Origin of the sequence: Sphingomonas tagetis (assembly GCF_024211275.1) — a bacterium.
Taxonomy (GTDB): domain Bacteria; phylum Pseudomonadota; class Alphaproteobacteria; order Sphingomonadales; family Sphingomonadaceae; genus Sphingomonas; species Sphingomonas tagetis.
In genome coordinates this window covers 213,815-239,270 of record NZ_JAMLDX010000006.1, presented here as the reverse complement: position 1 = coordinate 239,270, position 25,456 = coordinate 213,815, and the positions used below count along the sequence as shown (strand labels likewise).

The 25,456-nt window shown below is 60.9% G+C and carries 23 protein-coding genes; 9 read left to right on the top strand and 14 right to left on the bottom strand.

The annotated features are described in order from the left end of the window. Positions 1-84: 84 nt before the first annotated feature. Both M9978_RS10390 and M9978_RS10385 read left to right on the top strand, forming a co-directional pair. Positions 85-1,593, top strand: coding sequence for a tetratricopeptide repeat protein (locus M9978_RS10390; protein ID WP_254292967.1), 1,509 nt, complete (start codon positions 85-87; stop codon positions 1,591-1,593). Next, entirely contained in the window at positions 1,593-2,378 is a 786-nt protein-coding gene (locus M9978_RS10385; RefSeq protein WP_254292966.1) for a WecB/TagA/CpsF family glycosyltransferase, read from the top strand. Before M9978_RS10390 ends, M9978_RS10385 begins: the two co-directional genes overlap by 1 nt. A gap of 39 nt (positions 2,379-2,417) precedes the next feature. On the opposite strand, the gene M9978_RS10380 is transcribed toward M9978_RS10385, so the two are convergent. Further along, positions 2,418-3,248: a SurA N-terminal domain-containing protein gene (locus M9978_RS10380; protein ID WP_254292965.1), complete on the bottom strand. Its 831-nt coding sequence runs from the start codon at positions 3,246-3,248 to the stop codon at positions 2,418-2,420. 97 nt (positions 3,249-3,345) lie between these two features. On the opposite strand from M9978_RS10380, the gene M9978_RS10375 reads away from it, so the two are divergent. After that, positions 3,346-3,597 (top strand): XrtV sorting system accessory protein, encoded by a 252-nt coding sequence (locus M9978_RS10375; RefSeq protein WP_254292964.1) that lies wholly within the window; start codon positions 3,346-3,348, stop codon positions 3,595-3,597. A 6-nt stretch (positions 3,598-3,603) separates the two neighbouring features. Here the strand turns inward: M9978_RS10375 and epsI are convergent, their stop codons facing one another. Continuing rightward, positions 3,604-4,284 (bottom strand): exosortase-associated protein EpsI, V-type, encoded by a 681-nt coding sequence (epsI, locus tag M9978_RS10370; RefSeq protein WP_367305070.1) that lies wholly within the window; start codon positions 4,282-4,284, stop codon positions 3,604-3,606. Then, on the bottom strand, positions 4,277-5,095 hold the full coding sequence (gene xrtV, locus M9978_RS10365; protein WP_367305071.1) for an exosortase V: 819 nt from the start codon (positions 5,093-5,095) through the stop codon (positions 4,277-4,279). The genes epsI and xrtV overlap by 8 nt, the downstream gene beginning before the upstream one ends. A gap of 749 nt (positions 5,096-5,844) precedes the next feature. Here xrtV and M9978_RS10360 point away from each other — a divergent pair. Then, on the top strand, positions 5,845-6,540 hold the full coding sequence (locus M9978_RS10360) for a class I SAM-dependent methyltransferase (protein WP_254292961.1): 696 nt from the start codon (positions 5,845-5,847) through the stop codon (positions 6,538-6,540). Between the two features lie 413 nt (positions 6,541-6,953). Next, positions 6,954-7,607, top strand: a complete 654-nt coding sequence (locus M9978_RS10355) for a PEPxxWA-CTERM sorting domain-containing protein (protein WP_254292960.1) — start codon at positions 6,954-6,956, stop codon at positions 7,605-7,607. Between the two features lie 57 nt (positions 7,608-7,664). Here the strand turns inward: M9978_RS10355 and M9978_RS10350 are convergent, their stop codons facing one another. Genes M9978_RS10350 through M9978_RS10335 form a run of 4 tightly spaced genes read right to left on the bottom strand, consistent with a single transcriptional unit; the run spans position 7,665 to position 12,300 of the window. After that, positions 7,665-8,408 (bottom strand): hypothetical protein, encoded by a 744-nt coding sequence (locus tag M9978_RS10350; protein ID WP_254292959.1) that lies wholly within the window; start codon positions 8,406-8,408, stop codon positions 7,665-7,667. A 43-nt stretch (positions 8,409-8,451) separates the two neighbouring features. Next, entirely contained in the window at positions 8,452-9,903 is a 1,452-nt protein-coding gene (locus M9978_RS10345; protein ID WP_254292958.1) for an undecaprenyl-phosphate glucose phosphotransferase, read from the bottom strand. Between the two features lie 28 nt (positions 9,904-9,931). Continuing rightward, complete coding sequence (locus M9978_RS10340) at positions 9,932-11,101, bottom strand: glycosyltransferase family 2 protein (RefSeq protein WP_254292957.1); 1,170 nt, start codon at positions 11,099-11,101, stop codon at positions 9,932-9,934. After that, positions 11,098-12,300 carry a glycosyltransferase family 4 protein gene (locus M9978_RS10335; RefSeq protein WP_254292956.1) on the bottom strand — a complete coding sequence of 401 codons (1,203 nt, stop codon included), beginning with the start codon at positions 12,298-12,300 and terminating at the stop codon, positions 11,098-11,100. Before M9978_RS10335 ends, M9978_RS10340 begins: the two co-directional genes overlap by 4 nt. 287 nt (positions 12,301-12,587) lie before the next feature. On the opposite strand from M9978_RS10335, the gene M9978_RS10330 reads away from it, so the two are divergent. The 3 genes from M9978_RS10330 to M9978_RS10320 all read left to right on the top strand — a co-directional run bounded on the left by M9978_RS10330 (position 12,588) and on the right by M9978_RS10320 (position 17,143). Beyond that, positions 12,588-13,619 carry a glycosyltransferase family 2 protein gene (locus M9978_RS10330; RefSeq protein WP_254292955.1) on the top strand — a complete coding sequence of 344 codons (1,032 nt, stop codon included), beginning with the start codon at positions 12,588-12,590 and terminating at the stop codon, positions 13,617-13,619. Between the two features lie 66 nt (positions 13,620-13,685). Next, positions 13,686-15,875 (top strand): NAD-dependent epimerase/dehydratase family protein, encoded by a 2,190-nt coding sequence (locus tag M9978_RS10325; protein WP_254292954.1) that lies wholly within the window; start codon positions 13,686-13,688, stop codon positions 15,873-15,875. Further along, positions 15,872-17,143 (top strand): glycosyltransferase family 4 protein, encoded by a 1,272-nt coding sequence (locus tag M9978_RS10320; RefSeq protein WP_254292953.1) that lies wholly within the window; start codon positions 15,872-15,874, stop codon positions 17,141-17,143. The genes M9978_RS10325 and M9978_RS10320 overlap by 4 nt, the downstream gene beginning before the upstream one ends. Here the strand turns inward: M9978_RS10320 and M9978_RS10315 are convergent. Next, positions 17,074-17,505, bottom strand: coding sequence for a serine O-acetyltransferase (locus M9978_RS10315; RefSeq protein WP_254292952.1), 432 nt, complete (start codon positions 17,503-17,505; stop codon positions 17,074-17,076). The two genes, M9978_RS10320 and M9978_RS10315, sit on opposite strands and share 70 nt — an antisense overlap. A gap of 294 nt (positions 17,506-17,799) precedes the next feature. Between M9978_RS10315 and M9978_RS10310 the strand changes: the two genes are divergently transcribed. Further along, positions 17,800-19,080 (top strand): oligosaccharide flippase family protein, encoded by a 1,281-nt coding sequence (locus M9978_RS10310; protein WP_254292951.1) that lies wholly within the window; start codon positions 17,800-17,802, stop codon positions 19,078-19,080. Here the strand turns inward: M9978_RS10310 and M9978_RS10305 are convergent. From M9978_RS10305 to M9978_RS10280, 6 genes are all read right to left on the bottom strand, one after another. After that, a complete protein-coding gene (locus M9978_RS10305; protein ID WP_254292950.1) occupies positions 19,069-20,307 on the bottom strand; it encodes a glycosyltransferase family 4 protein in 1,239 nt (412 codons plus the stop codon). The genes M9978_RS10310 and M9978_RS10305 overlap by 12 nt on opposite strands. Beyond that, positions 20,298-21,275 carry a hypothetical protein gene (locus M9978_RS10300; RefSeq protein WP_254292949.1) on the bottom strand — a complete coding sequence of 326 codons (978 nt, stop codon included), beginning with the start codon at positions 21,273-21,275 and terminating at the stop codon, positions 20,298-20,300. Before M9978_RS10300 ends, M9978_RS10305 begins: the two co-directional genes overlap by 10 nt. Beyond that, the gene (locus M9978_RS10295) at positions 21,268-22,035 is read right to left on the bottom strand and encodes a CpsD/CapB family tyrosine-protein kinase (protein ID WP_254292948.1); all 768 of its coding nucleotides are present in this window, start codon (positions 22,033-22,035) and stop codon (positions 21,268-21,270) included. The genes M9978_RS10300 and M9978_RS10295 overlap by 8 nt, the downstream gene beginning before the upstream one ends. After that, positions 22,035-23,495 (bottom strand): GumC family protein, encoded by a 1,461-nt coding sequence (locus M9978_RS10290; protein ID WP_254292947.1) that lies wholly within the window; start codon positions 23,493-23,495, stop codon positions 22,035-22,037. Before M9978_RS10290 ends, M9978_RS10295 begins: the two co-directional genes overlap by 1 nt. After that, on the bottom strand, positions 23,492-24,580 hold the full coding sequence (locus M9978_RS10285) for a hypothetical protein (RefSeq protein WP_254292946.1): 1,089 nt from the start codon (positions 24,578-24,580) through the stop codon (positions 23,492-23,494). Before M9978_RS10285 ends, M9978_RS10290 begins: the two co-directional genes overlap by 4 nt. A gap of 140 nt (positions 24,581-24,720) precedes the next feature. After that, positions 24,721-25,347, bottom strand: a complete 627-nt coding sequence (locus M9978_RS10280) for a polysaccharide biosynthesis/export family protein (RefSeq protein ID WP_254292945.1) — start codon at positions 25,345-25,347, stop codon at positions 24,721-24,723. Positions 25,348-25,456: the final 109 nt, after the last annotated feature.

Sequence of the window (25,456 nt, the reverse complement as noted above, 5' to 3'; positions counted from 1 at the left end):
AACCAAGCTATACTTATTCATGAGCGGCCCATGCGAACATCTCACATTCTTGGCGCTTTCTGCCTGGGCGGCGCAGCTCTCTCAATGTCGGCATGCAGCTCGCCGGCGGAGCGTGCGGCCGCAGCTGGAGCCCAGGCGCAGCAGTTGCTTGACGGTGGGCGATATCGTGAAGCGGTCACGCAGCTCGACTATGCGCTTCGGGAACGCGACGACCTGCCCGGTCTCTGGCTGTTGCTGGGTCGGGCCAAGATGGCGCTACGCGACGCTCCCGGTGCCTATGCCGCATATCGTAACGCTCTCGATCAAGATCCCAGCAACCGGGAAGCGCTTTTCTCGTTGAGCCAGCTTTCGCTGGCGGCCGGGCAATATGGCGAAGCGGAGGACTATGCTGGACAGGTTCTGCTTCTGACACCAGGCGAGCCCAATGCACTAGTTTTGCAGGCTTTCGCGGCGCTCGGCCTAGGCCGTGCCGCAGACGCCGGGCGTCTCGCTGCAGAGGTCCTGAAGAATGATCCCACAAGCGAGTTGGGCTTTACGATCAAAAGCATGATTGCCTACCGCGACGGTGACTATGCTGAGGCCGCCAGTCTTCTGCAGGAACCGTTCAGACGTGATACGAACAGTATCGACGTATTACGTCAGTTGCGGCGTATCTACCGCAAGACTGCGGATATACGGAATATGGTCATCGTGACCGGTCGGATCGCCAGGCTGCAGCCGGATGAAATTAACCAACTGGATTATGCGCGTAGCCTCTACGCTGCCGGCGACGTCGCGCGGGGCGGACGCGTCCTACAGGCAATGAAGCCGGACACGGGAGCCACGCGCCGCAGCGCTATCGTTGCAATGTGGATGAACGGCGCGGTCGCACCGGAGATGTTGACCGCCGACAGTGCAATTGGTGGAAAGAAATGGGTTCGCTTGGCGCTCGCCGAGATGTGCAATCGCATGGGTCGAGCCGATCTCGTATTAGGAATTCTTGGTGACGAGCGGGCAACTGACGTTCGAATTGACAATGTCGACGGCCAGGGCGCTCTGGCCGCGGCGCTTTTTGCGACAGGGCACCGATCGGAGGCGATCCGACGCGCGCAGGCCGTTTTGGCGATAGAAGAGCGACAGCCTTGGGCGTTACTGGTCCGTGCATGGGACGCGTTCGATCGAAAGGCGCTTGACGCGGCGTTGCGTGATGTCCGCGTTGTCGTTGCGGACAGCCCCGCGCTATCCGAGGGGCACGAGCTGCTGGCTGCAATTTATCGAGCGCAAGGGGAAGTATCGGCAGCGGACCGGGCAGTTGTCAACGCGAGCAGGAACCTTAGTGACGAGGTCGATAAGCTTCAATATTCCGTGTCCTACTTGACCGATAAATCCAAGTTGGGGATGGTATTATCCTTGACCAAGGACTTTGTGGCGAGAAACCCGCTTTCGCGCGCAGGGTGGAAACTTCGTCGGGATGCATGTGCGTCCACCGGTGACACCGGATGCGTCACGCGGGCGACCGAGTTCTTAGGCAGGCTTTCCGGCAAATCCATCGACTATAGCGTGGACCCGGAGGAAGGAGGCGCCAGCGCCGCTGAGGAGTTTTTTGCATCCTGATGACTGATGGCGAGGATACAATCGAATTTCTAGGGCTGAATTTCGACGCACTGCGCCAGCCAGAGTTGCTTGCAAGATTGTGCGCGCGTCCTCCAGGCGCCCCGTTCGCATATCTCGTAACACCCAATGTTGATCATATGGTGCGGCTTCACGACGAGCGGGCTGTCCATCACAATGCGCTTTGGCGAGCTTATGAGGCGGCCGCGTGGCGGTGTTGCGACAGTCGAATCCTTGCCGCGCTGGCGAAGCTGCGCAAGCAGTTCCTCCCGGTGGTGGCGGGCAGCGATTTGACGCAGGCCTTGTTCGATCAACTACCGCCGGGCACAAACATCGCCGTGATTGGCGGCTCGATTGAAATGCCGAAGCAACTGCGCAAGCGCTATCCCGGCGTCGAGATATGCCAGCACCGCCCGCCGATGGGGCTGCTCCACGATCGTGCGGCAATGGATGAGGCGGCCGACTTCGCAGCGGCATGCATGGCCAGTTTTACATTGATCGCGGTAGGCTCCCCACAACAAGAGCTTCTTGCGCACAGGATCGCAAGCCGGACCGGGGCGACCGGCATCGGTCTGTGCATCGGCGCATCGCTCGACTTCCTGACCGGCGAGCAGGTAAGAGCGCCGGTGCTGTTTCAAAAGGCTGGCCTTGAGTGGCTCTTTCGGCTGGGTAGCAACCCGCGGAGGTTCTGGCGGCGCTACCTGATCGACGGACCGAAGATTTTCCAGCTTTGGTGGCGCGACCGTGCGCGCGACGGCGCGACCGGCCCTACCAACACGGACGGCTAGGCCCGGGCAACCCGGCGCACAAATCCTCTGTTGCGGCCTCTATTTTTTGGGCGCTGCTTTCGGCGCAAAGCCGGGCTGATAATCGATTTTAGCGGCGGTCCGGGCCTGTTTGACCTGCGTTTGCGCGGCTGATCCGATTGCTTTTCGGCGCAAAATCTCCGCCGCGACGGCGCGGGCTTCATCTCCGACCAAAGGTGCCGGAACCTTGCCGGTCAGCACGCTGACATAGATTGTTGGACCACCGGCGATCACGAAAGGTTCGCCGGGCGGCAAGGTCAGAACGCGCTTGATCAGCTCGGGCGGGGTCGTAAGCGAGTCCATCGCGGCTGCCTGGCGTGTGAACTTGATGTTCATCTTCGCCAGCGTCGTCTCGACAGCGGCCATGTCGTGCGCTGCTTCGAGCGCCTTGAGGCGAGAACGGTCCGTCGGCGTTGGGAACTGAATCTGGTCTACATTGTACTTGACGCGCTGCGCAAACTGTTCGGGATGAGCGGCGATATGGGCATCTGCATCCTTCGGTGTCGGGACCGGGATGTTGCGAGTGACCTGTTCGGCCAGCATATTGATCAGCACATCCTCGCGACCGCGCCGTTCAGCCTGAAGGAAGTCGGGCTGCTTCTCGATGCCACGCTTCTTCGCCTCCTGCACAAGGATCTTGCGATCAATAAGCCGCTGGAGGGCCGCCTCGCGCACCGTCTCCGGCGCGCCGCCCGATGCGGCGGGGCCCGCAGCCTTTATCTCGGTGTTCAGGTCGGACAGCGTGAGCTCCTCCCCGTTTACCACAGCGACGACCTGCCCTGTCGCCTTACGATCGCATCCGCCGAGCGCCAGCAGGATGGCTAGCGAGAAAACTGGTGCGCTGATCTTCACTTGAACCCCCGGTGTTCCTCATTGACCCACAGGGGCCGCTGAATTTGTATTTACCTGCTTGTTATCACACGCCAAGATAGCTTGAGAGGAGCGCCAAGTGCAAACTGTCTATGATTGGCTCACTGTCGGGTTCTTCGCCGGACTGGTCGTGCTGTTCCTGCAGCGTTCCATGCCGGACGAATCGTCGCGCGATAACCCCATCCATTATGCGCCGCCCGCTATCGGGTGCGCGCTTGCCAACTATCTGGGCAATGAGGGGATGGATCTTCTGGCCATCATGGTCCTTGTCGCATCCGCTGCATATGTGGCCTATTTTCTCAAGGTAGGGCCCTGGCCGGGACGCGCATGACGCGTTCTATATTGTTCCAATCAGCAGCCGCCGTCCCGCCACCGGCGCTGTGTCAAGCAACGCGTTGATAAACGAAACGAGTTCCTCCCAGGCCGCGGCAGCGTCCATAGAGATGATGGATGCACGTCCCAGCAGCCCATCGGGAATGTAACCTTGCAGGTTACTCTTTGCCATGGCGATCCTTTGGTCCCGCCATCGGGTAGGCAGGGCGTCGCCGACCCGCGTCCAATAGATGATGCATTCGCGCCTGTCCTCGCGTTCGGCAACTAGGAATCGCGCGGGCAGCATGCGGCCCTGGCCAAGCGGCACATATTTCACTTCATTGCTCAAGATTCTAAACCCAGCTGCGGGATAGCAGACCTCGGGACGGTGCACCTGGAGTCGGCCTTCTTGAACGCTGCTGTAAGCAAGCACCAGCATCACGGCGGCAGCATCGGCTGCTGAATAGACGCGGGTCAGAAGCTGCTCGTACAGCGTCCGCGAGAGTTGGTCCTGGGGTGGAAGGATGAGACCCGACGCCGAGAGATACTGCCATCGGGCCAGCTTGGTGGGGAAAAGTGCGTCGAACTTTTTGTCAGACAGCGGTGCCGCAGATCGCCGCGGCGTGTACAGCTCCGAAAAGCCTACGGTGGCCAACAGCGCGGTGCCCATTATTAGCCTACGGCGAGCGAGGTCGGTTTCAGTCATGGCGAGCCGATCGGCGCCGCAGCGCTGCGCGCGCGGCTGTGTCGATCGCGAAGATCGTCAAGAGGGCGACAGCGAACATGAAGAGTCCTGCGGCTTCGTGGAGGAAATCCTGCGCTGTCGCCTCGCCGAAATGGTAGGTCACGAGGACCAGGGTCAGCACCCTCATGAAATTGGCAAAAATCGCGATTGGAAAAATCACCGCAACAAGCGCAGCTGTATATATCCAGCTCGCCCGATGCTGCAAATATGCATAGAAGATGCCGATTGCCGTAAGACTGATCAATGAATTGAGACCTGCGCAAGCGGCGGCGATCAATAGTTCGAACTGGCCGATATAGATGCTGACGCCGGAGCTCGCGACCGGATAGCCGAACACGGACAGAGTCGCCAACGCAGCCTGGGAAATCATCAGTTTGACCGGTTGGGTGAGCGTATCGATGACCGATTCGGGTATGGGAATCAGGAAAATGGCGTACAGCAGCGGGAACCAGAGGCTGCGTAATACTGGAACACCACCCGTTCCGTAAAGTATTGCGATCAGGGCACCGTAAATCGCGAGACCCCGCACCTCGAGCAGGCCGGTGATTTTGGCGGCTGCATATAGAAGGAGCCAAGGCAGCAGCGCGACAAGCGCGGCCGCTATGCTGGGGGGACGTGCAAGCCTTCGTGCTCGCGCTCCATCTCTCGCGAAGATCCAAATCGCGGTAGCGAGGACAATTGGCGCATGCGCGGCCTGATCGGTTCCCCAATCCTGTATCGCGATTTGAATGAAGGTTGGCAGCACCAGTGCCGCAAGCGCGAGCCAGAAGATTGGAGCGCGGCGGAAACTTGTCCAAATCTCAGCGATCCGGCGTGACGAGGCGCGTGCCGGGAAGCCATTTCCCGGCGGATGATCGAGATCGCCCGCTGACGCAATATTCTCCGCCTGTGGCTGATCTGCAGACCATTGGTCCTTGGCAGGGGACCCATGTGAATCGGTGATGTGGATAACGGTGCCTTCGAGATTTGCCCAGCATCAGCCTATCGGGAGGCGCAACCAAAATCGACCGGAATCTCTTGAGGGTGCGGATCGCCCGTCGCTCTCACGCATAGACCTTCGGCGGCGGTTGTCGTTTCCAAATGGGACGACCGAGCTTGGCCGTCCACCTTGAAAGCGGATTGTCCCAGTCCCGGCGTAGCACCTGCCAATGCCTTCCCTGCATATAGATCCTGCATACAGATGGAGACCTGGACCAGGTAAATTTCCGGACCGATCTTCATCGGTTCGGCGAAACGCCTTCAGACTTGCGGGTGTCGCTACGGCCAAGGGTTGTCGCAGGTTCTGGGGGCTGGCGGGCCAGCGTGTGTGTGACTTTCGGTTGACGGTAGTGGTGTCCAAGCTAATCTCTGGGGATGACATGATCACATGCCGTGTTGCTGAGAATGGCTGCACGCCGCGTCGTTTTGCCGTCTCTGATATCATCATGCTCATCCCGGGCTGTCGGATCAAATGGAGTAGTCACTATGTTGGGAGGGCGAGGTCGCGTCCGGCACTATCTCGTCCATCAAGGACGACTTCAATTGAGTCGCCTGAACAAGATTGCCAAGTCATCGGGAAGGATATCCGCTGAGCGGCAGGCCGTTTTCGAAGGCGTTTATGCCGGAGGGAAATGGGGTAGGGCTGAGGGGGAGCTCTTCTACTCCGGAGCGGGCTCCCGCGGGAGTGCCGCTGATGAATATGTACAACTCGTGGGCACGTATTTGAGGGAGCTGCAGGATGGTCTTGACCGACCGTTGGTGATCGGTGACATCGGATGCGGCGACTGTCAGATCGGCACCGCGTTGATGCAACTGGTTCCCGACGCACGATATTTAGGCTTCGATGTCGTTCGGCCACTGATCGAACATCATAGCCGGCATCTTGGCTCCGAGAAAATGGCTTTCGAGGTGCTCGACATCGTGACCGACAAGCCGCCGCCGGCCGATATCTTTCTAGTTCGCCAGGTGTTCCAGCACTTGTCCAATCTCGAGATCGCGTCCGCTTTGGCAAATCTGGCAGGAAGCCGGGTGATCGTGACTGAAGGGCAGCCGGAGTTCCCGGAAGGTAAGCCCAATCCCGACAAGGCCGTGGGCGCCGGCATCCGGTTTCACTGGGCCAGTGGAAGGGGTCGTGGCGTCGAACTGGATCTGCCACCGTTCAACAGGACGGTAAAAGAGCTGTTCCGGAGCTTTAGTCCGCCTCACGAACTGATCGTGACCGCGCTGGTAGAAGCCTGAACCTGACTGCGACCTCTCCGCTTCCATTGCAAATAAGGTGACGAATCGGCTGTAGCTCGGCGCGACACGTGCGACTCGGATCAACCTGGCTGCTCACGCCCTCAACATCTGCTTGCCTGTGCGATCCATCGCCCGGGGCCGGGTTATGCGTGCGACCCTTGAAGGCGAGCAGGGCGAACCGCGGAGAAGCCGGCCGATTGGGCGCCGCAACGATAGGAAATCAGGCAAAATCGTGCGAAGCAGCCGAGTCTGACGGACATGTCCCAAAACAGGGCAAGTGATTCAAAAAAGTGGCAAAGTTACGCCGGAACCCTTTGCCGTTCGGTGAATTTTCCGTTAACACGATCCGTGGCTCGCGGACTCGTGAGATTCGCTGGATCATGCAACATCACAGTTTAAAGGGGATCAGTGTCATGAAGATGAAGATGCTTTGTGCGGCTGCCGCGCTCGCCGCCAGCCTAGTTGCTGGTTCAGCCAACGCGGCCAGTTTCTTTACCACGCCCGGGTCGGCGGCCTCGTTTGCAGCACCTGCCGGTAATGCGACAATCAACTTCAACGGAGCGCTTCCTGCCGGCTTCACGCTCTCCGGCGGCCCGCTGGTTCAGCTCATTACGGGTGACACCGCCACTTCGGCCGAGCCGGCGTTCAGCGATGGCAGCCGTTACCTCTCCGTGGCCGCTGGTGGCGCGGCAACCCTGGCGAATGCAACTGTTGGCTACAACACCGTCAGCATTTTCCTGGGTTCGATCGATGCGTTCAATGGCGTCGATCTGCTGGATGCGGTTGGAAACGTCATCGGAAGCTGGGAAGGCTGGGCATTCACGACGCCGGCCAATGGCGATCAGGAAATTCCGAATACCAATCGGCGGATCACGTTCGCGCGTAGCGAGGGCGATGCATTGATCAGCGGCATTCGTATCCGCAGCGCTTTCAACTCGGCAGAAGTCGACAACGTCGTCTTCGCGGTCCCGGAAAGCTCGACTTGGGCGATGATGCTGCTTGGCTTCGGACTTGCAGGCATGGCGATCCGTTCGCGCCGCCGCCGCGCCAAGGTCGTGTTCGCTTAAGACCGGAGCATAATGCACTTAGAATGCCGGGCTTGCGCCCGGCATTTTTTGTGCGCGTTAGACCAGGACACGCCCCAGGAGCGCTCGCTGTAGGTTGCGCATATAATAAACCGCCCGCTGCCGCCCGGCCATCCAGTTTCTCTCGTCGAAGGCTCTCACACCATCGATAAGGGGCTCGGTCGCAAACGAGACTGCTGCTTGCAGCTCGCGTCGCGCAATTCGCTGCCGCATGACCTGATAGGCGGCCTCTTCTCCGGGACGGCCGTCGTTGAGGTCCTCGCGAATCAGGGGCGCCATGTCTCGAATTACGCTGTTATAGCCCTTGAGCGACCAGGACATTATTCGCAGGTCCGCCCAATTTTGTAGGCCGCGTTTGCGCAGGTCCACATATAGATCGGCGGTGCTCGGACGCGTCCGCATCATTCGCTGCAGATTAAGCACCTTGTATCTGCCCGTGACCTTCCAGAAAAGCGCATCGGCGGCGCCCGGCTGATCGGAGAGTTCGTCCATCGCCCGATCAAGCAGCGCCGCCTCCCCGTAGCAACGGCCATACTGCGGTGGGAAATCGAGTTCAGCTTGATTGGTGAAGAGAACTTTCTTGGACGCCCCGGCGCGCGTGGCGAGAGCCTTGAGCGTCCCAAGATCAAAGCCCGAATTCTCGGCGAAGCAAATAGCGTCGAGCCCATAACCAAGGAATGGCAGGTAGAAAGCCAGCGCTTGCTCATAGTCCGACAGGCGAACCCACGGGTCCAGCCGGGTGACACCGGGGGCATTTGCCGGCGGACGGATCGTCGCCGTCATGATGAGGGTCACACGGGGCATACCAGGTCTTTTCGTTCGTAATTCAATATGCAGCCCGTGCGGCAGCGACCGCGGCAATCGTTCGAACGAGTATGTAAAGATCAAATGCTATCGACCAATTCTCGATGTAAAAGAGGTCGAACTCGATGCGCTTCACAAGCTTTTGCTCGGTATCGGTCTCGCCGCGCCAGCCATTGACCTGAGCCCAGCCGGTCATGCCAGGCTTGACCCGGTGACGTGCCGCATAATTTGCTGCGACTTCGGCGAAGCGAGTGCCACCAACCTTGGTGGACGATGCGTGGGGGCGGGGTCCGACCAGGGACATCTCGCCGCTGAGCACGTTCAGCAATTGCGGGAGTTCGTCGATGCTGGTCATTCGTAGCAGCCGTCCAACGCGCGTCACCCGAGTGTCATTGCGTGTGGCCTGACGGACGTCTTCAAACTGCAGCGCGCTCGTGCGCATCGTGCGAAATTTCCAGATCGCGAAGACGTTCTGGTTGAATCCTTCTCGCGGCTGTCGGAAGAAAACGCTTCCTGGCGAGTCGATCTTGATCGCAAGCGCCACCAAAACGAAGAGAGGGAAGAACAGCACGAGCAGAAAGCTCGCCAGAACAAGATCTTCCAGCCGCTTGATGATTTGATCCAGCCCGCTGATCGGACGCTCGAACAAGGTAACCAGGGGGAGATCGCCAAGGTAGACCAGCGAGTGTGCGGTCAGCGCCATCTCCGGCACATATGGCGCCAAGCGGGTAAGCACCGGAAGCATGGCGAGGCCATCTATGATCTCCCGCAGCCGCCGCTCGTTCACAGACGGCAGCGCGATGATCACTTGATCGACCTGGCCGAGCTGAATCGCTTTGAGCAAATTGTCGAGATTGCCGAGATAGCGAAGCTCCGGAACCGTCTCGCCCGCGCGCGCAACGCTGCGATCGTCGTAATAGCCGAGCAGGTCGATCATCAGATTGGCGTTGGACCGGATGTAGCGCGTCAGCCTGTCGCAGGCGATTCCGGAGCCAAAGATGACAACGCGCTGGTTGAGCAGGCCGCGGCGCCGCATCCGTCGCAGCCACCCCGTCCCGGCGGCGCGGACCAGACACAGGCAGCATCCGGCGGAGGCGAACCAGATCAAGGTCCAACTGCGCGAAAAATCCTGAGAGGTTTTGAGGAAGAAGGCGATGACGAGCAACGTTGCGGCAGACACCGTCCATGCTGCCAAAACGCGCGTCCACCCTGACCTTGCCGAGAATAGAATTTGCATGTCGTAGCAGCCGGTAAGTTCGGCAACGAGCGCATAGATAACGCTGGCGAGCAAGGCGACGCGCAAATATTGATCGACCGGCAGCAGGTCGAGACTCTCCGCAAACAGCAGAAGCGTCACGATACCTGCAGCACTGGCGGCCGCGGCCTCCAGCGCCCGCAGCAGCGCCGACGCAACGGGCAGCATCTCCGGAGCACGGCGATGGGCGTGGAAGGCGGCGTCTGACGGCATATCCATCAGCGTGGGACCCTTGACTGTCGTTTCGTCATTCGCGCGTCGTCCTGATCCAGGTCCGCTCGCGGCTGACGAGAGCCTTGAGCGATACGGCGAGCTTCCAGAGCAGATAGCCGGGCACAGCGATGAGATCGCCCAGACGCAACCGGTACCCGTGAAGGGTGGTCGCGATTCCGAGCATTACAAGCAGTAAGCCAGCAGCAAGCGCCAGCGCCAGCATCGGGAACACGGACTCGCCTAGCAGCCACAAAGCGGCCAACGGCACGAGCGCGATGCAATCGAGCGCGAGCAATAGCAGGAGCGGAGGGGTGCAAAGGTGCAATGCGAGCCATAGCAACCTCGCGCTCATTCGCTCGAAGGTCGTGTTGAGCAGGCGGGGAACATAGTTGCGTGCCGTGTCGAAAAAGCCTGACTCCCAACGGCGGCGCTGGATGCCAGTGCCTTGGTCTGAACTCGCCTGCCCGACAATTTCAGCATTGGGCACGAACCGCGGCGCGTGCCCGTCCAGGCAGCTTTCGACGCCAAGCATCAGATCCTCGGTGACATGGCCCGTCTCGAGCGGCAGCGCGGCGAAATTGGGCCACGGAAATGCCATTCCTGACCCGGTCAGAATTGCGGGCGCACCCATCCGCGCGAGGCCGAGCTGGCGCACAACGTTCTTCACATAGAAAGAGACGGCGGAGAAGCGCGCCATGGCCGACGACGATTCAGTTGCCTCGATGTAATATGCGGCCTGCGCCGGTGCACCGCAATCCAGGGCCATCGACACGAGCGCCTCCAGCGCACCGGTGCGTGGTGACGTGTCCGCATCGAGGATGATCACGCAGTCCGGAGGACTGGCCGCGAGTCGCTCGCGACCGAACGCTAGCGCGAAGCCCTTGCCGCGGTGATCAACGTCGTGCCGCTCGATCACCTCGACACCCGCGGCCCGGGCGATTTGCGCGGTGGCATCGCTGCAATTGTCGGCCACTACCAGCGTGTGGAATCGGGGTCCGGCAACCGCCCGGATTTGATCCAGTGTGGCGCGGATCGCGCGTTCCTCATCATGTGCCGGTATCAGAATGGTCGCCGAAAACGGTTGATGACCCTGCTCAACCGCGCTCCGGCGGGCCGGCGCTGCGCCGAAGGCGAGCTCGATCGCGAGCGTAGTCGAGACCAGGATGAACGGAAGCGCACAAAGAAGAGCGATGATCGTGATCATTGCAGCGCCGCCTCGACATGCCCGACCAGCTGTTTTGCGTTCTTGCGTACGTCGTGCAAATCACGAACTCGTGCCTGTCCGACTGCGCTCAGTTGCTGGCGTTGGGCGATCGAGCTGTCCAGGCCAGCGGTAATCGCGGCGGCAAGCGCTTCGGCCGAGCCAGGCGGAATGAGCCAGCCGCAGCTGCGATCGACCAACTCGGGTATGCCCGCGATTGCCGTGGTGGCGACCGGCGTTCCGCAGGCGTAGGCCTCCATAATCACCACCGGCAAGCCTTCCGCGAAGCTTGGGAGTACCATGATCTTCGAACGCGTGAGGACCTCCGTCACGGTGGCGCCGTCTCGCGCGCCCAAGAATCGCACTTGATCCGCCACGCCGTGATTTCGCGCTTGCGCTTCCAGCTCATCCCGTAACGGCCCATCGCCTATGATGGTGAGATTTGGACGACGTCCGGCTCGCGCGAGGGACCCCAGCGCTTCGATCAGTATCGGCAAGCCCTTTTGCGGGGCCAATCGCGCGATGGTGCACAGATCAAGGTCGCGTTCGTTTTCGTTCTCGGCGGCAAACTGGTCGAACTGGTCGATGTCCAATCCGCAGCGAACGACGACGATCTTGTGCCAGTCCGCGAGCTTGGACCAGCGGCAGAGCTGGCTGCGGCCATAGTCGCTGATCGCGACGACGAAGCTTGCATCCGCGATCTTGCCGGGCAGGTCGATATGCGCCGGCTCGTCAAACTCGTCGGGGCCATGAACGGTGAAGCTGTAAGAAATGCCGCTCACCAGATGAGCGACGCGCGCAACTGCCGCTGGATTGGTGCCGAAATGAGCGTGCAAATGCTGTACGCCGGCGCGCTCGAGTTCACGCCCCAGCCAGATGCCCTCGGCCACATATGCGATGCGTCGGACCAGACCTGCTCGGCCAGGCGCGGATCGGGTCTGGCGAAAGGCCGTTAAAACGCGGCGGGGATGCCGAAGCAAACGCTGAATTGCAGCAGCTGCGAGGCCAGCAGAATTGCCCGACAGGATTGTAGCAGTCTTGAGCGCTTCCTGCCGGTCGCGCGCGTCAGGTAGATCGCGCTGAGGAGCACGAATCGAAAATCTGCTTACCGAGTGCCCCAGCGCCTCGATCGCGAGTATTTCCCGCCGAACGAAGCTGTGACTAACGGCGGGATACTGATTTACCAGATACGCCAGTTGCATGATTTCTCGATCGTGTTCCGCCCAAAGCCGTTTAGTTGAACTATCAAGCGATACTAGTACCCACATTCACGGACTTGTCGCTTAATGATGCATTTTTTCGTGGTAAATGCACTCGAAGTCGCGGGGAAAGCGGGCCGGGTACCTTAACCAGCGCAGAATGTGGGACATCGACGGCCCGCCGTCGCGAGCTCGGTTCGATGACATTGGTGGAACTTGCGGCGTGCTCTGCGTCGCCAACGGCGATCAGGTCCTTGACATGGACGCGTTGCAACGTGTCTCAGTCGGGCATGAGTGCGCCCAATCCTGTCGCTGTCATTATCGTAAACTACCGAACACCCGAACTCGTGGCCGAGAACCTGGAGGCTCTGGCGGCGGAGCGCGCGGCATTGCCCCGGCTTTTTGCGATGGTCGTCGATGGCGGGTCAGCAGATGGTTCGGCGGCCCGAATTGCCGAGTTTATTACCCGGCCGGACCTGCGCGATTGGGTGTGCCTGCGCGCGCTTGACGTAAATGGCGGTTTTGGCTGGGCCAACAATCAGGCCATTCGCGAGATTCTGTGTGTGCCGTCGCCGCCGGACTACATCTATTTGCTCAACCCTGACGCCGTGGTTCGCCCAGGCGCCATAAAGCGCCTTGTTGAGGCGCTCGATGCAGACGCCCAAGCCGCTGCCGTCGGAAGCCGGCTTGTTGACCACGAGGGCTCGCTTCTTGGTGCAGCGTTTCGGTTTCCGTCCGCGGCATCCGAATTCGCACGGGGTGCGGATACCGCCGGCATAAATCGCCTGTTCGGTATCATGCCGTTGCGGCTGGATCCGACCGAGCGCACCCGTGTCGATTGGGTTACCGGCGCCAGCGTTATGTTCAGGGCGGAGGCGTTGCGGCAGGTCGGCGTGTTCGATGAGGGCTTCTTCCTCTATTTCGAGGAGGTCGATCTCATGCACAGGTTGCACGAGGCCGGGTGGCATGTCCTGCACGAACCGGCCAGCGCTGTCGTGCACGTCGGCGGCGCATCGACCGGCGTGGGTGTTGCTGGTCCACCGCGGCCGTTGCCCGATTATTGGTATTGTTCGCGCCTTCGTTATTTCGCGCGTACCCGCGGGCGATTTGGGGCAGCGCTAGTCAATCTTTGCTGGCTTGCCGGCAAGTCGATTTGGGCGCTGCGCAGCATGATCGGAATGGCGCCCTCCGGCCGCCATCCTCCCCACGAGCTGTCCGGCCTGTTCCGCGCCGGCTTGTGGCCGTTGAAGCACGATGTGCAGCCCCATGGCACGTCGCTTGATGCGGGCCGATCACCGCCAGCGTGGCACACGCGCGCTTGAGCGCGTCAGCACCGCGCGTCAAAATGGGAAGCGACGTCGTAGCAAAGACTTGGCGCATGGCGTGCGGTGCGCCATTGCGAGCCAGAGCGGGTGTCCAATGGCCATATTATTTCGCGCGACGAACGGAGTCGGATTCGGGAGATGTTAAACAGCGAGTTCAAGCGTATCGGGATGGCCGGTGCAGGCTATATCCTTAAAAGCCACGCCCTTGCGGCCAAAGCGACGTCGGCGCGTCTCACAATGGTCGCTGACGCTTCATTGGCACGGGCGCAAGTCGCAGCTCGGCAGTTCGGGTTTGACCAGGCGGTAAGCAGCCTCGAAGAATTGGCGTCCTCGACGTGCGATCTGGTGCACATTCTGCTCCCGCCAGCCATGCATGTCCCGGCTGCCAAGATGATGCTCGAGGCCGGCAAATCGGTTTTTCTCGAGAAGCCGATGGGTTTGGATGCGCGCGCCTGCGAGGAGCTTGCGGCACTTGCTGCAAACCGGAATTTGAAGCTCGGCGTGAATCACAATTTCCTGTTCGCGAGAGGGTATCAACCGATTCGTGAGGCGGTGCATGGTCGCTCGCTCGGCGCGATTGATCATCTCTCGCTCGACTGGCTGTTCGACTTGCCGCTGCTCCGCCACGGCCCGTTCGACGCTTGGATGCTCGATGCGCCGGCCAATCTCCTGTTCGAGCTGGCGCCCCATTTGCTCGCTTTCGTGCTCGATCTGCTGGGGGATGTGGAGATCGTCAATGCGCATGTCGGGCGCCCGATCGATCTGCCGGGTGGCCGGCGCGCCTGGCGCCATTGGCACGCGCTGGGCGAAAGTGGGTCTGCCTCGGTCGGGCTCAACTTGAGCCTGTCCGCAGGGCATGCCGATCGCTCGATCACGTTGCGCGGTACGGCAGGCAGCGCGCGCTATGACTTTGGCCGGGACATCGGCTGGATCGACCGTTCGTTCAATGACAATCCAATCTTCGATACCTATGAATCGACGCGCGCAATCGGACAAGCGTCAAAGGGGGCGGCGCGCGAGCTGACCCGGCGGATCCTGCTGGCGCTTCGCAAGCGGCCTTGGGCCAACCCCTTCGAAGAATCGGTGGCGCGCAGCATCTGGGCCTTTTACGCTGCGCAAGTGGTGGACCGGCGCCACGATCCCATGTTGGGCACGCGCGTTATCGCTCTCTGCCAGGCCATCGTCGAAGCCGCCGGTGCCGGCGGGTCGGGCGCCGCCATCGAAGAGCCTGACACTGCGCCGCTCTTGGTCGCGCCCAATGTCCTCGTCGTCGGCGGCACTGGCTTTATCGGACGCCGGCTTGTCCAGTCACTCGTGGCGCGCGGCGAGCGCGTGCGTATTCTCACCCGCGCCCGGCGATCGGCGCAGGTGCTGTTCGCAGGGCTTCCGGTTGAGGTGATGGAAGGTTCGCATGGCGACACGGCGACAGCCGCGCGCGCTGTCGAGGGTATCGATTGCGTCTATCACCTCGCCAAGACGGAGGGACGGCGTTGGCAGGACTACGTCGAAGGCGATGTCAAGCCGACGCGCACGCTTGTTGCTGCGGCCGCAGCGGCAGGCGTGCGCCGTTTCATCTATACCGGGACGATCGACTCATACGCTTCTGGCCATTCGCGCGACCGCATCGACAATGAAACACCGCTCGATCCCGCCATTTGGCGGCGAAATTTCTACGCGCGGTCGAAGGCCGCGGCGGAGGCGGAGGTCCGCGCGAGGGCCGAAGAGGCGGGCCTGGAATATGTGATCCTGCGGCCGGGCATCGTGATCGGTGCGGGCAGCCCACCTGCGCATCTCGGCGTCGGGCGGTTTCTCGGGCCCGGAAAAGTGCAATATTGGGGCGATGGCCGCAACAAGCTCCCGCTGGTCCTGGTCGACGATGTCGTCGATGCGCTGGTCATCGCCAAGGACCGTGAGGGGATTGCTGGGAGATCGTTGCTGGTGACGGGACCGCCTTTGCTTTCCGCGCGGGACTATGTGGAGGCGCTCAAGGCGTACGGCAACAACGCTACCTCAGGCGAGCCTCGATCGGCCCATCGCTACTGGCTTGCCGACATGTTCAAGGAAATAGCGAAGAACATCGTTCGCCACCCCAACCGGCGTTGGCCCAGCGTCCATGACTGGCGCTGCCGCTCGCATGCCGCCTATTATGACAGCAGCGAGACTCAGATTGCGCTTGATTGGCGGCCTGTGGCGGACAGGGAGACGCTGATCCGACGCGGGATCGTCGAGGCGCTGGACGCAGCCGGCGCATGAGCAAAAGCCTGCGACTGTTTGCCGCGCTCGGTCCCTCCGACCTAGTCGGTGTCGCGCACAACGTTGCCGCGGGGCAACGGGACGTGCTCAGCGAGACCAGTATTGCCTTTTCGTTCCAGTTATTCCGTTATCTGCAAACTCGTGGAATTGAAGCGGTGACGACGTCGTCCTTTCCGGAGCCCGCAAGATTTCGGTGGGGCAAGTTGGTGGTCGAGAATGTGCCGCGTCGCTGGGACGGGGCGCCGGGGCTGCGCCATTATCTCGGCCATCTGGCTTATGCGTTTCGTCTCGCGCTGAAGGCGCGTCGCGCGCGCGCTAATCTTGCAATGTTGGATTCGGGCACCGTTCCCTATTTCATGATGCCCATCTTCCGGCTGTTCGGCGTGCCTGTCGCGATCAATTTCCACAATGTCCGTTGGCCGGCTGGCGCGCCGCCGCAGGGGGGTAAGGCGCGATTGATGCGGTCGCTCGACTCCTGGGGAATACGCCACGCGGTCAAGGGAGCCATCGGTTGCTCTCCGGAGTGCCAGCGACAATTCATCGACTCCGGCGCCACCGCGCCCTTCCACCAGTGGCGGGCACAATTTCGTGCTGCGGGGTTCGATGGACGATCGAGCGGCCGCGGGGACGCGTTTCGCATCCTGTTCGTTGGCCGGATCGAGGAATCGAAAGGCGTGTTCGACCTCGTCCAGACGGTTTCGCTGCTTCGCCAGCGTCTGATGCGGCCGTTGCAAGTCGATATTTGCGGCGACGGTCCGGCGCGGGTGCGCTTGGCTGAGGCGGCAGGGCGGGCGAGAGTGGACGATATCATACAGATGCACGGCAGGCTCGACCGTCCGCAGATCCTGGAGCGCTACCGCAACGCCGATGTACTCGTCGTGCCATCGAAAACGGCCATCGGCGAAGGAATGCCGATGGTCTGCGCCGAAGCAGCGCTGGCGGGCTTGGCGATTGTTACCAGCCGCGTGAGCAGCGCGCTCGATGTTCTCGATGGTGCGATCCTCGAGGCGCAGCCGGACGACCCTGCAAGTTATGCCGACGCGCTGGAAGCCTTGGCGTCGGACCCCGAGCTTCATCTCAGGCTATCAAATGGCGGACGCGTGCAGGCCGCACAATTTCTTGACCGGGCATACAGCTACCCCGCCGCAGTCGATCGCCTGCTTGCCGACCTGTTTCCAAGCTGGGACCCGCTTGCATCCTATGAGTCGCTGTTCGACGACGATTGCCCGCCGAGCACTCGCGCCGGAACGCCGACTGCGATTGCATAGGCTGGCACGTCGCACATGACGACGGCGTTGGCCCCGATGCGCGCATGTGCCCCGATCCGGATCGCGCCAATCAGCTTGGCGCCAGCGCCGACATCGACATGCCCCTCCAGCGTCGGAACCCCGCTTCCGTCGTTACCGATGGTCACTTGCTGGAACAGGAGGCAATTGGGCCCGATATGTGCGTCCGGCGCGATGACGACGCCATTGGGGTGGGGAAGCAGCAAACCTCCCTCGATCCGGCAATCGATCGGGATGTCAGCCCCTGTGACGATCGACCAGAAGCGGTGTCGCCACTTGGCGAGCGATCGTTTGAGCGGGGCAAGCGGCCCGGCAGCGCCCTGCCAGGCCCGGATCGCTGCCATTAGCGAGCGGGAGGGGTACCATTGCCACAGGCGCTTCGTTTCCCGGCCCCAGTCAGGGACCGTCGAGGAGACCAATGGCGAGGTCGAAGCGTCTGAGCCCTCGTATATGATGGAAGGTTCCCCTTTGATGACTCGACGGGCAAGGATGCGCCGATCTATGCGGGCTTTGCCAAAATGATACCGCCCAGTCGAGCCTACGAGAAGCAGTCGCCTTCCAGCCTTTCGGGCGAGAGCAGACGACGGCGCGGCTTTAGCGTCGTCCGGCGGTTTCTGAGCGCGGACACCACAACCGTCGTGGGCATCGTCGTGCTTCTCAATTTGCTGCGTATCGTCAGCACAATCGTTCTCACACGCCTGTTGAATGCCGAGGCCTATGGCGTGATTGGGATCGTGACGTCGATCGCTGTGGTCTTTGCGCTGATTTCAGACATCGGCGTCGTAGCCTTTGTTGTTCGGCACGAGCAGGGTCTCGATTCACGGCTGCTCGATGAGATCTGGACAATTCGTCTGGTCCGGTCCGCTGTGCTGACGGTGGCGATGGCTGTCCTGGCAGGGCCGATCTCACAGTTCATGCAGAAGCCGGAACTGTTTTGGCCCTTGGTGTTCGGCTCGCTCACCTTCCTGCTCGACGGTCTCGGTTCGATGAGCATTGCCACAGCGCTGCGTCAGAACCTCGTCAAGCGCCTGAGCGTGATCGACCTGATCGCGTCGCTCTTTGTATTCGTCATATCTGTGAGCTTGGCGTGGTGGTGGGGCAATTTCTGGGCGGTGTTGGTTACCTCTTCGCTTGGTCAATGCTTGCGCGCGGTCCTCAGCTACATCTGGTTTCCAGACTCCGCGCGCAGGTTGCGCTTCAGCCGCGCGCGATTTCTGGAATTGTGGCGTTTCGCCCGCTATATCACCGGCTCCACGATCATCACGCTGTTCCTGACGCAGGCCGACAAGCTCGTCCTATCGCGGCTGTTCACGCTCGAGACACTCGGCCTGTATGTTCTCGCGTCCAATCTCGCGACGGCTGCGGTCGGTCTCGCGGCCGCTTACTGCACCCGCGTGCTTTACCCAAATCTGGCGCGGCAATGGCGTGAGTCACCTTCGACGTTCCGTGAAGCTTTCTATCACCAGAAAATGCTAATGTCGTCGCTGTATATCTTCGCAGTGGGCGGAACGATTGGATCGGCGGACCTAATCGTGGCGGTTCTTTACGACGAGCGCTATTATTCCGCGAGCGTGTTTTTCCAATTACTCAGCGTGTCCGCGCTATTTGCGCTAAATAACTATGCTATCAACGAACTTACCATCGCGAGCGGCCGACAATATTTCACTTTTCGGGCAAACGTCGTTCGCCTTCTTTATCTGGGCATCTTTGCCTATCCCGCCTATCGCTGGTTCGGCCCCGTCGGCGCCATCGCCGTCGTCGGTAGTACCGAGCTGGTGGCGCAGCTTTATGGTTGGAGCACGCTGCACCGCCTGCGACTCCTCGATTGGCGGCGGGAACTGTCGTTGCTCGGACTCGGCGGGGTCGGCGTCGCGATAGGACTTGGCGTGAACGCGGTGGGATTGCGACTATTGCACTGACACGCTGTCACGACGATGTTCCTCGATCGCCAGATGATAGGCCAGGTGCCAGTCGGCGAGCAACGCGCCCCAACCATAATCCGCCATTGCCCGCTGGCGCGCAGCGGCGGCCAGCCTGTTGGCATGCGCCGGATCGATTGCCAGCCGGTTCATCGCGCGTGCGAGGCTGGTGATAACTTCATCCTGTGGCCCTGGGTCGACGAGCATCGAGTCGATCCCTTCAAACAGTTGCGCAGGGCCCGCCCAGCGCAGTCCGACCACGGGCAGGCCGAGCATCATGGCTTCCTGAAAGACGATGCCGTTCGCCTCGGCGAGGCTGGGAAAAACCATCGCTCGGTAGGTTCCAAGCCGGTCGTACAGAGCCGGGCCGGGCTGCACCCACCCAAGAAATCTGACACGATCGTGCACACCAAGCGATTGCGCGAGCGAGCGCAGCGCAGGCTCTTCCGGGCCCATTCCAATGATGTCGAGCGTGCACCGGACGTCCGCTTCGGCAAGCGCGCAGATCGCCAGATCGGCTGCCTTGTAACGGACGAGGCGGCCGAGGAAGACGAAGGCAAAGTTCGGTCCTTGATGCTCGATCGCGGGCCGGTCGGCGAGCTCCGGCGCAACGCCGCTGTCCACGGTGAAGCGAATACGGCTGCGTGAACAACCAGCGAGCGCGAGCGCAACGGCGGTTCGCTCTCCGCCCGACACGAGAATCGTTGCAGTCCGGCGGGCCGGAAACACGGCGCCGAGCAATTTCTGCGTCGGCCGCAGCAACCATCGGCCGAGTTTTTTCGGCAGGGGCTCGCGCGAGGTAAAGGCAGGAGGGTGACCGACGTTGCCGTTCAATGGGCCGATCACCATCGGAAAGCCTGGCATCGAGAAATAGGGGAGTACGGGAGAAATCGGCGACGTGAAATGGACGATGTCCGGGACAAAATCGCGTGCCGCCTTTCTCGCGGCACGATTGAGCTGCCACGCATTTAGCAACAGCAGCGCTGGAACGAAGCGCATCCGGTGAAGTAGGATTTGAATCCAGCTGTCCTCGACGTAGACCACGTTCAATTCAGGGTGGGACCGCGCGATCTCGCCCCGGACCCGGCTGTGCGAAACCTGAAGAACGGTGGCACCGCGCCGCTGCGTTTCAAGGGCTATCATGAGCGCCTTGAACGCCTCGCCTCCCATGTTTCGCGAGATATTCGGCGCGACGAGCAGGAGGCGAAGCGGCTTCTCTATTGCCACAGTTTCGATAGACCCGTCTTTGCAGCCAGGTGGCGCAGCCGCATCTTCCGCTCGAATTTTCCCCGCCTGAATGCGGTGAAGCGCCCTTTCGATGTGGGCGCGATGTTGGTGGCGAGGGGAGCGAGGACACCGGCGTTTTCGGCCTCGACCAGCCAATGTTTCGCCTCACCTCCGGCGTGGAAGGCCTTTACGCGTTTGAAGTCGATCTGCCGCAAGCTGTCCACCCCGCTACGGCCAAGTCGCCGTGCGATTCGGCCGGGGATCGAGTTGCGGTAGCAATGCCAGGCCGCCGGCTGGAAGAATCCCCCACCACACTGTGCCGCAAGAGCCGCCCATATGATCGATTCGATATGCATCGAACGCGGAAGCGGGGCGGCCGAAAGCTGTTCGATCAGCTGCTCGAGAAACCTCAGATCAAGTGGACTGCGATACTGGCACACACCGATGTCAGTGTGGTCGATCATCGTGATGTTCTGGTCGAATGCTCGGCGCACCACCTCCTCGGGAAGAAGGCAATTTGGGACCTGATACATCAGAGCCAGTCCAAAATCCGGCGCTGGCTCGAATGCAAAGGGGTTTGGGAAATAGACGTCAGGATCGAGAATGATCACGTCATCGCCGGCTTTTGCGTACATCTGCGGGTCAGTGACCTTGCGCCAGCAGGGATGGCCTTCTCGAAAGCGTCGGATCGCGGGGAAATCGGCATAATATATCTCCGACCTTGCCCGTGCTTCGACTTCATCGATCGTGCGGACGCGATGCTCGGTTTTATGAAAGATCGGGTTGACGACGCGTGCCACCTCGACCGCATCCTCAGGCGAGTCGGTCAGGATCGTTACGGACAAATCTTCCGTAGTCGAACGTATAAGGCTGGCGATGCAACGCTCTGCGTAACCAAGCGACGACTTGCCGAGCACATAATAGATATTGCGCGGCTCGTTCGCCCCGAGTGGACCGGGGTCAGCCATAATATTTACTATAGGCATCTTCGCCATAGCCATAGCCATAGCCGTAGGCGTCGGCACTCATGCCACGGATGTAGCGGTTAAGAATAGTTCCTTTGAATTTGCTTCGTCCAGCCAGGCGCAACGCATCACGAACTTGTTTCGCGGTCGTGATGCCATCTTCGACGACGAGGAGGTATGCGTCGATTTGCTGTTCGATGATCATGGCATCGTCGTTCGCGAAGATGGGCGGCAGATCGCAGATGTGGATAGAATCGGGAAGCGATCGGAACGCCGCCATCATGTCGGCGAAGCGCTGCCCGGACAGCAATTCGGCAGATTGAAGGTCGCGATTAAAAGTTGGAAAGATGGTAAGTCGCTGCTTCTCGACGCCCCAGCTGAGTGAAGCGAGATCCTCCTCCTTGCCTTCCAGATAGTCGGAGAGACCGCGTTCACCTGGGATGTTGAATCGCTCCGCGACCGAACCACGGCGCAGGTCAAGATCCAGCAAGGTCGTCGAAAGTTCAGGGAGGCGTGCGAGCGACGCCGCGACGTTGCAGGCGACGAAGGTTTTGCCCACGCGTGGCGTCGCTGACGTGATTCCGATAATCTTCGCGCCTTCACTCGCTAATCTCACAAACTGCGTGCGCAGAAGGTTGAAGGCGCGTGAGCGTATGTCGCGGCTACGAAATCCCACAATCGACGAATCGACATCCACTACGTTGATGGATCGCGGCGCAGCGATGGCGTCGCTTAAGCGCAGTGAATTCATGGTCAAGTCCATCAATCTGTCAGTGCAACGCGGCGCGCCTTGCGGCGCTTTGGCTGGAATAGCCTTGGCCTGCGACGAGGCTCGCGAACGGTTGGAATCACGACCAGCGGAATCTCGCCAGTGATACGTTGCAACGCCCCGACCCCGCGAATTGGCCGAGCAAGCAACTCGAGAAGAAGCACGAGTACGAGGCCCAGCCCCAGCCCCGCGACCGGTCCGCCGGCGATGAGCAACGGTCGGTTCGGCCAATGCGGGGAATCCGCCACGACAGGAGGCTCAATGACCGATAGTCGTTCGTTCTTTTGCTGCTCGGCAAGCTTTGCCGCCCCCTGCGCGGCGATCAGCTTTGTTGCCGACAGATCGTAATTCTTTCGCAAACTGTCCAGCCGCGCTTGCAGCTGTGCGATCTGCTCGGTGATCGCCGGCGCGCGTGCCTGGGCTGAACGCATCGCAATTTCGCGCGCCTGCTCGGTCGATTCGGCGCTCGACAATGCCCTTATCGTCTCATTATTTGCCGCGATTTGCTGCCGAATTGTCGCCATGGCGGTGTTTTGCATGGCAATATTGCGCGTCGCGAACTGCTTTGCCTCGACAAGCCGTTGTTGCGCGAGACGAACGTCCGGGTGATTGTCGGAATAGACTGCACGGGCGCCCGCGAGTTGCGCCTCTGCAGCGACGACCGCCGGGTCGCGGTCGCTTGCGGAGGCCAGCGTGGTCAGCTGCGCGGAGAGCTGGGCATTCTCGCGTTGAAGCGCGGCAATCTGGGATGGAGCGCTGCCCCCAGACCCTGACATCATCATCATCCCAGCGCTCGCCAGCGCCGTGCCGTTTGCCGCCTTGATCTGATTGATCTGCCCCTCAAGGGTGCTTACCTGCTCAGCGAGATCGTCGGTCTGATCCTGTAGAAACTGAACCGTACCGGCCGCCTCGCGCGCCGTTTGCGTCGCATCGAGCTTCATCAGGCGTTCGACAAACCCCTGCGCAACCACCTGAGCCTTGATCGGATCAGGATAATCGAAGGTTAGGGAGAACGCGATCGTGCTTGGGCCCTGATTTGCAGCGACATCGGCGTTCACCGGCGCGATCGTGGTTGCCGAGCGCATTTCCTCAATCAGCTCGGAGAGCGGTTGGGCCTCCCGTAACTCGGCATAGAGACCATTGGTCTCGATCAGCTGAATCAGATCCGGCCGGCTCAGCACCTGCTGCCTAATTTTCGCGATGCGCTGCTCGATCGAATTGGTTGCACGTCCGCCCGTGATATCGCTGGCGAGTTCAGGCGATTCGACGAGCAGAAGCGCGCTCGAACGGAAAGTGGATGGCACGGTATAGGCCGCGGCGACGCCGGCGACCAAGCCGAGCAACCCTGGAATCAGCAGCAGCCAACGACGCTGCCAGAGGATCGAGGGAAGGTAACCGATAAAACCATCGCTCGGCTGGTCCTCCGGAGACGATTCAAGCTCCGCTACGGTCATCTACGCCCTCCAAGCCGCACGGAAGCTCCGATGCGGGCCGCGAAGTCAGATCTGCCGATGATCCCCTCGCTCTCAAGGCGTCGGTAGTCGATCGCGGCATAAAGCGATACTTGCCCCCCCAAATCCCTCCGATAGGTGGTGGTCGCAGTCAGAAACCGCCTGCCGTCGATTATCGATGCTGGATTACGTTCGGTCCAGACGTAGGTCACTGCCGCGGACAGGCTGGAGTGCGCATCGATCGGGTAGTCGAACGTCCCGCCCAAGCTCGTCTGCCCGCGGACTCCCGAGAAACCACTGACCGCTGGCGCGCGCGACGCTAGGAAGCAGAAGCGTGCGCCGGGTCCCGAGTTGCACATCGTCGCTCGCCCTGAAAACAACGCCTGGCGAGTTACGCTGTCCAGGACGCTGACCCCTGCGCTTGCCTCAAGCGTCCAGCGCTCCGCAAGCTGCAACGAGACAAATCCCTGCGCCGTATAGACGTTCGACGTGGGACCTCCGCGATATTTGACCACGAGCAGGTCTGCACGTCCGCCCGCACTCAGTGTCTGTGAAAGGTCACGCCGATGTTCCACCGTGGTTCCAATCGAACGGTAGTTGGCTGCCGCGCCGCTTCGAGGATAGTCAGCCCGCGCGGCACTCGCGGAGAGAGTCCACAAAGAGCGGGGCCCGGTGCGCAGTTCCGCCGACGCTTCGACCAAAAGGCTGTTGCGGCGTTGGCGCAAACCGAGCAGTTCGATGTCGCCATCTGGTATCTCGTCAATTTCCAGTGGCACCTGATCAGCGGGAAGACCGCCGGTGCCTGGCAGGCCGATCTGCCCACCCCCATCCCTGGCAAGAACCGGGCCGTTCACACCCAGCACACTGCTGTCGAACGATATGGTCGTACGCAGCGTCAGATTGGGTTTGATGCGGCTTGTCGCATTGAGCCGCGCCCCGACACCGTCATTCGAATCGAAATTCTCAAGATAGTCCGCTCTGGTGTAGAAGGCCTCCAAATAGATCAGGTCGCGTTCCGTGCGCACTTGAAGCGAAGGCCGAATGTCCACTTGAGTGACAATAGCGTCGATATCGCCACCGGTCGTCAAATATGGATTGCTGGAATAACCCCCATTCGCGCTAACGGTGACTGCAGCCTCCACCTGCGACTGGGCTGCCGCATGTGGTGCGCACAGGGCAACCGCGCCGGTCGCTACAGCGGACCCAAGCCCTGCGAGCGCATTACGCCTCACGGGACGATGACCGTATCGCCGCTACGCAGTTCCGGCACTCCGTTCGAGGCGAGATCGCGCCCGCTGGGATTGCCTTTCAACATGTCGGCCAGCCGAATTCTGATCGGTGTCAAGGATGGACCTTCTTTGCGCAGGATGACTACATTGGCCGTATCGGCAAACTCGCTGGGGCCGCCTGCGAATGCGATCGCCTCCAGGACATTGACATAGGTTCCAGGGGTGAATGACCCGGGCGTCCGCACTTTTCCGACCACCGAGAAGCGGTAGCCCGAAGGCTGCCGTACCGATACCGTTACTTGAGGCACTTGATTGCGAAACTGCGGCGCGAGCCCCTTTGAGATCTCTGCCTCGATTTCGCCTGGCGAACGATTGGCCGCCATCACTTGCCCGACCAGAGGGAAGGCGAACGAACCGTCAGGGAGCACACGAACGGTGCGTTGAAGGCGTTCCTCGCCCCAAACATAAATTTCGATCTCGTCGCCTGCATTGATGCGATAAGGCTGCGCGGCCGGTGCCGATCCTTGCTGCCTCGGCTGCTGGGCTGCGCTTGCAGTCGTATCCAGTATTAACGTAGAGCCAAGTAAAGCGCCGGCAAAGATTCGACTACCCCAGAATGCATTCATCTTGCTGCCCCCGTTCGACTGCGAGAAGAATAGCGGCGCATGCGGACATTACCACTTATTTTAAGGGACGGGATGTCCTTCGACGGGCCAGTCCGCTTCGATTTGTCCA

Bases quoted from the DNA above. Each gene is read 5' to 3' on its own strand.
- epsI (WP_367305070.1), bottom strand. From the start codon at position 4,284: ATGACTGAAACCGACCTCGCTCGCCGTAGGCTAATAATGGGCACCGCG.
- M9978_RS10290 (WP_254292947.1), bottom strand. From the start codon at position 23,495: ATGACCGTAGCGGAGCTTGAATCGTCTCCGGAGGACCAGCCGAGCGAT.
- M9978_RS10355 (WP_254292960.1), top strand. From the start codon at position 6,954: ATGAAGATGAAGATGCTTTGTGCGGCTGCCGCGCTCGCCGCCAGCCTA.
- M9978_RS10385 (WP_254292966.1), top strand. From the start codon at position 1,593: ATGACTGATGGCGAGGATACAATCGAATTTCTAGGGCTGAATTTCGAC.
- M9978_RS10300 (WP_254292949.1), bottom strand. From the start codon at position 21,275: ATGGCTGACCCCGGTCCACTCGGGGCGAACGAGCCGCGCAATATCTAT.
- M9978_RS10280 (WP_254292945.1), bottom strand. From the start codon at position 25,347: ATGAATGCATTCTGGGGTAGTCGAATCTTTGCCGGCGCTTTACTTGGC.
- M9978_RS10350 (WP_254292959.1), bottom strand. From the start codon at position 8,408: ATGACGGCGACGATCCGTCCGCCGGCAAATGCCCCCGGTGTCACCCGG.
- M9978_RS10315 (WP_254292952.1), bottom strand. From the start codon at position 17,505: ATGGCAGCGATCCGGGCCTGGCAGGGCGCTGCCGGGCCGCTTGCCCCG.
- M9978_RS10320 (WP_254292953.1), top strand. From the start codon at position 15,872: ATGAGCAAAAGCCTGCGACTGTTTGCCGCGCTCGGTCCCTCCGACCTA.
- M9978_RS10295 (WP_254292948.1), bottom strand. From the start codon at position 22,035: ATGGACTTGACCATGAATTCACTGCGCTTAAGCGACGCCATCGCTGCG.
- M9978_RS10345 (WP_254292958.1), bottom strand. From the start codon at position 9,903: ATGGATATGCCGTCAGACGCCGCCTTCCACGCCCATCGCCGTGCTCCG.
- M9978_RS10335 (WP_254292956.1), bottom strand. From the start codon at position 12,300: ATGCAACTGGCGTATCTGGTAAATCAGTATCCCGCCGTTAGTCACAGC.
- M9978_RS10390 (WP_254292967.1), top strand. From the start codon at position 85: ATGTCGGCATGCAGCTCGCCGGCGGAGCGTGCGGCCGCAGCTGGAGCC.
- M9978_RS10330 (WP_254292955.1), top strand. From the start codon at position 12,588: ATGAGTGCGCCCAATCCTGTCGCTGTCATTATCGTAAACTACCGAACA.
- M9978_RS10340 (WP_254292957.1), bottom strand. From the start codon at position 11,101: ATGATCACGATCATCGCTCTTCTTTGTGCGCTTCCGTTCATCCTGGTC.